The sequence below is a fragment of the Pseudomonas protegens genome, from assembly GCF_003732485.1.
Classification (GTDB): Bacteria; Pseudomonadota; Gammaproteobacteria; order Pseudomonadales; family Pseudomonadaceae; genus Aquipseudomonas; species Aquipseudomonas protegens_B.
Genome location: NZ_MOAK01000086.1, coordinates 159138 through 163655, shown reverse-complemented (window position 1 = coordinate 163655; position 4518 = coordinate 159138). Strand labels below are relative to the sequence as shown.

The 4518-nt window shown below is 63.5% G+C and carries 5 protein-coding genes; 1 reads left to right on the top strand and 4 read right to left on the bottom strand.

The window, feature by feature from the left end; genetic code table 11:
- Positions 1-1175, bottom strand: a 1175-nt coding sequence (pmbA, locus tag BLX41_RS27685; protein ID WP_123727796.1) for a metalloprotease PmbA, incomplete at its 3' end; no start/stop codon positions are given.
- A gap of 108 nt (positions 1176-1283) precedes the next feature.
- On the opposite strand from pmbA, the gene yjgA reads away from it, so the two are divergent.
- Positions 1284-1805: a ribosome biogenesis factor YjgA gene (gene yjgA / locus BLX41_RS27680; RefSeq protein ID WP_123727460.1), complete on the top strand. Its 522-nt coding sequence runs from the start codon at positions 1284-1286 to the stop codon at positions 1803-1805.
- A 48-nt stretch (positions 1806-1853) separates the two neighbouring features.
- Here yjgA and tldD read toward each other — a convergent pair whose 3' ends face one another.
- From tldD to BLX41_RS36455, 3 genes are all read right to left on the bottom strand, one after another.
- Positions 1854-3296: a metalloprotease TldD gene (gene tldD, locus BLX41_RS27675; RefSeq protein ID WP_016966625.1), complete on the bottom strand. Its 1443-nt coding sequence runs from the start codon at positions 3294-3296 to the stop codon at positions 1854-1856.
- A gap of 26 nt (positions 3297-3322) precedes the next feature.
- On the bottom strand, positions 3323-4162 hold the full coding sequence (locus tag BLX41_RS27670; RefSeq protein ID WP_123727459.1) for a carbon-nitrogen hydrolase family protein: 840 nt from the start codon (positions 4160-4162) through the stop codon (positions 3323-3325).
- A 58-nt stretch (positions 4163-4220) separates the two neighbouring features.
- Positions 4221-4518, bottom strand: a 298-nt coding sequence (locus BLX41_RS36455; protein ID WP_259745256.1) for a YhdP family protein, incomplete at its 5' end; no start/stop codon positions are given.

Here is a 4518-nt window from a genome sequence, read left to right as displayed (position 1 = left end):
CCCGCCGCACCACGGGAGTAATCCCCAGTGACCATGTTCAGGCCATGCCCCATCAGCTCGGTCACCAACAGGCCACGCCCCATGCGCCGCAGCAGCGCTGCCTGGTCTTCGTCGCCATGGGTGACGAACAGGTTGTGCACGCCACCGGCGTTCGCGGTGCTCGGCATGCCCAGTTTGCGCCCGGAATAGGTGCCCAGCACATAGGACACCAACTCCCCGTCCTTGACGAAAGGCTTGGCGTAAGTGGCCAGGCCGTCACCATCGAACGCCGAACTGCCCATGGCGCGCATCAGGTGCGGACGCTCATCGATGGTCAGCCACTGGGGAAACAGCTGCTGGCCCAAGGCCCCTTCAAGGAAGGACGACTTGCGGTACAGATTGCCGCCGGAAATCGCGCCGAGAAAACTGCCGAACAGGCCACCGGCCAGTTCCGCGGAAAACAGCACCGGCACTTCGCAGGTCGGCACCGGACGGGCGCCAAGCCGGCTGGCTGCGCGCTGGGCGGCACGCTGACCAATGCTCGCTGGGTCGGCCAGCAACTGGCCCTGGCGATTGACGTCGTACCAGTAGTCGCGCTGCATCTGGCCATCGGCCTCGGCAATCATCACGCAGCTCAGGCTGTGGCGGGTGGAGGCATAACCACCGATGAACCCATGGCTGTTGCCATACACCCGACAGCCCTGGTGGGTGCTCAGGGTGGTGCCGTCGGCATTCTTGATCCGGCTGTCGGCGGCAAAGGCCGCTGCTTCACAGGCCAGGGCCTGCTCGATGGCTTGTTCGGGGGTGATGTCCCAGGCGTGGAACAGGTCGAAGTCCTGCAGGTCCTTGGCCATCAAGGATGCATCGGCCAGACCCGAGGCTTCGTCTTCGGAGGTGTGCTTGGCGATCGCCAGGGCCGCGGCCACGGTTTCACGAATGGCCTCGGGGCCGCTGGCAGACGTGCTGGCCGAACCCTTGCGCTGGCCCATATAGAGGGTGATGCCAAAGCCCTGGTCGCGGTTGAACTCCACGGTTTCCACTTCCCGCTGGCGCACCGACGTCGACAGGCCCTGCTCCAGGGACACCGCTACTTCGCAGGCACTGGCCCCCTGGCGCTTGGCCTCGGCAACGATCTGCTCGACTTGCTCCTGCAGGGCCGGCAAAGCCTGTGGGCCGACGCTTTGTGCTGCACTCATGCTGTTCTCCACTCAAATTCTGCTTTCGATTAAGGCCGGCGAGCGACCGGGCCGGACAAACGGCCCTCGACTGGTTATCATGGCGGCGTTTCTTTGCGGACTGCCACCATGGTTGATTCTTACGACGACTCCCTCGATGGGGAGAAAAGCAAATCCCAGGTCAAACGCGAGCTGCATGCTCTGGTTGATCTCGGCGAGCGCCTTACCACTCTCAAGCCTGACTTGCTGAACAAACTGCCCTTGACCGACGCCTTGCGCCGGGCCCTGGCGGATGCGCCCAAGCACGTCGCCCATATCGCTCGAAAGCGCCACCTGCAATTCATCGGCAAGCTGATGCGGGACCAGGACACCGACGCGATTCTGCAACTGCTTGACCAACTCGACGCCTCCACCCGGCAGTACAACGAACGCTTCCATAACCTGGAGCGTTGGCGCGACCGCCTGATCGGCGGCGGCGATGACGTACTGGAAAAGTTCGTCGGCGAATACCCGGATGCCGATCGCCAGCAACTGCGCTCCCTGATCCGTCAGGCCCAGCACGAGGTGGCCCATAACAAGGCGCCGGCCTCCAGCCGTAAAATCTTCAAGTACATCCGCGAACTGGACGAGACCCAACGCGGTCTGCGTTGAGTCCTCCACGGGTGAGTTGCCCAGCAGCTCACCCGGCGCCCTCTTCTTTTATGCCCCTGTGCCACCCACGGTGATCGCATCGATCTTCAAGGTCGGCTGGCCGACGCCTACCGGCACTGATTGCCCGTCCTTGCCACAGGTGCCCACGCCGCTGTCCAGGGACAGGTCATTGCCCACCATCGACACCCGGCTCATCGCTTCAGGACCGTTGCCGATCAGAGTCGCGCCCTTGACCGGAGCGGTGATCTTGCCGTCCTCGATCAGGTACGCCTCGCTGGTGGAAAACACGAACTTGCCGCTGGTGATGTCCACCTGGCCGCCGCCAAGATTGGCGCAATAGATGCCCTTCTTCACCGAGGCGATGATTTCCGCCGGATCGCTTTCGCCAGCCAGCATGTAGGTGTTGGTCATCCGCGGCATCGGCAGGTGCGCGTAGGACTCACGACGTCCGTTGCCGGTACGGGCCACACCCATCAGGCGGGCGTTGAGCTTGTCCTGCATATACCCCTTGAGCACACCGTTCTCGATCAGGGTAGTGCATTCGGTCGGGGTGCCTTCATCGTCCACGCTCAGGGAGCCGCGACGTCCGGCCAGGGTGCCGTCGTCGACGATAGTGCAGAGCTTGGAAGCCACCATCTCGCCCATGCGGCCGCTGTAGGCCGAACTGCCCTTGCGGTTGAAGTCACCCTCCAGGCCGTGGCCAACGGCTTCGTGCAGCAGCACCCCGGACCAGCCAGAGCCGAGCACCACCGGCAAAGTGCCGGCCGGCGCCGGAATGGCTTCGAGATTGACCAGGGCCTGGCGCAGCGCTTCACGGGCATACCCCATGGCCCGGTCTTCGCTGAGGAAATAGCGGTAATCGGTACGCCCGCCGCCACCGTGACCACCGCGCTCGCGCCGGCCATTTTGCTCGACGATGACGCTGACATTGAAGCGCACCAGCGGCCGTACATCCGCCGCCAGACCGCCATCGGTGGAGGCCACCAGGATCCGCTCCCAGACCCCGGCCATGCTCACGCTGACCTGCTGGATACGCGGGTCCAGGGCACGGGTCGCCGCATCGACGCGCTTGAGCAACTCGACCTTCTCGGCCCGGCTGATGACTTCCAGAGGGTTGTCCGGTGCGTAAAGCTGCGCCACATCCTGGGTCGAGAACGCCTGCACGGTGCCGTTCTGCCCGGCCCGGGAGATCGAACGCGCCGCCCGGGCAGCAAGGCCCAGGGCCTCCAGGGTAATGGCGTTGCTGTAGGCAAAACCGGTCTTTTCACCGGACTGCGCACGCACCCCAACCCCTTGGTCGAGGTTGAAACTGCCTTCCTTGACGATTCCGTCTTCCAGGGACCAGGACTCGGAAATCTGCCCCTGGAAATACAGGTCGGCGGCATCGATGCCCGGGCCGGCCAGATCCCCCAGCACGCCCTGCAAGCTTTCGATGGTCACGCCGCCAGGGGCTAGAAGATGTTCACTGACTGAGGACAACAACCCGCTCATATGCTTTGGCCTTAAATTCGTCGTACTTATGCAAGCCGTTGAACGCCTTGCGAGAAAATGCGCCGGTGACTGACCACCGGCATCCGCGCCCGAATGGACGCCTGTTCACTGCTGTCGCGCTCGGCCAGCAGCACGCCCTCACCTTGATCCTGCTCCACCAGCAATCGGCCCCAAGGGTCGACGATGGCCGCATGGCCATAGGTTTCCCGCGGGCCGGGGTGGACTCCGCCCTGGGCCGCCGCCAGCAGATAGCACTGGGTTTCAATGGCCCGAGCCCGGATCAGCACCTCCCAGTGCGCGGCGCCGGTCACAGCGGTAAAAGCCGAAGGCGCGGTAATCAATTCAGCGCCGGCGGCCCGCAACTCGCTGTACAGCTCGGGAAAGCGCAGGTCGTAACAGACCGTCAGCCCCAACCGCCCCACCGGCGTCTCCGCCACTACCACGCGGTTTCCATGAGCATAGTCATCGGATTCACGATAGCGTCCGCGATTGTCCGCCACGTCGACATCAAACAGATGCAACTTGTCGTAGCGCGCCACGAACTGCCCCTGCTCATCCACCAGCAACGAACAGGCATTGGACTTCGCCTCGGGCTGATCGACGGGGGGCAACGGCAATGTGCCGGCCACTATCCATAACCTGAGGTCGCGGGCGACCTGTTTCAACCACGGCAGGATCGGACCTTCGCCCAACGCTTCGGCACGCCCGATGACAGCCATGTCGCGGCGGCCCATGGCAGCGAAGTTTTCCGGCAAAACGGCCAGCTTTGCGCCGCCCGCGGCGGCTTGTTCGAGCAGGTTCCGAGCCTGCTGCAGATTGGCCAGAACATCGCTCTGGCTGACCATTTGAATCACCGCAAGAGACATGGCGAACTCCTTGTAGGGTAGGCCGCCATGCTACTCCATAGGTGTGAATCGAGGATTCTCAAAACGGCTTGTCGAAAGTGATTTTCGGCTCTTTCCACGGGCCCTTGACGTTGTACTTGACGCTGGCAAAGCGCGCCACACGGTCACCGATCAACTTGTCGATCAGGAACAGCGCCCCACCCACCGCCGGCGCCCCGACAATCAGCGCGGCGATCGGCAGGTTGTTGGTCACCGGCAAGGTCACCAGCAGCTTGGCATCCACCTGATCAGCCACCATATCCAGGGTGCCGTTGAGCTCCAGGTTGCTTGAAGGCCCGGTCAGGATGATCGGTTCACGGGTGACGTAGACACCGTTG

Coding starts and splice junctions, on each gene's coding strand:
- yjgA (WP_123727460.1), top strand. CDS start 1,284: ATGGTTGATTCTTACGACGACTCCCTCGATGGGGAGAAAAGCAAATCC.
- tldD (WP_016966625.1), bottom strand. CDS start 3,296: ATGAGCGGGTTGTTGTCCTCAGTCAGTGAACATCTTCTAGCCCCTGGC.
- BLX41_RS27670 (WP_123727459.1), bottom strand. CDS start 4,162: ATGTCTCTTGCGGTGATTCAAATGGTCAGCCAGAGCGATGTTCTGGCC.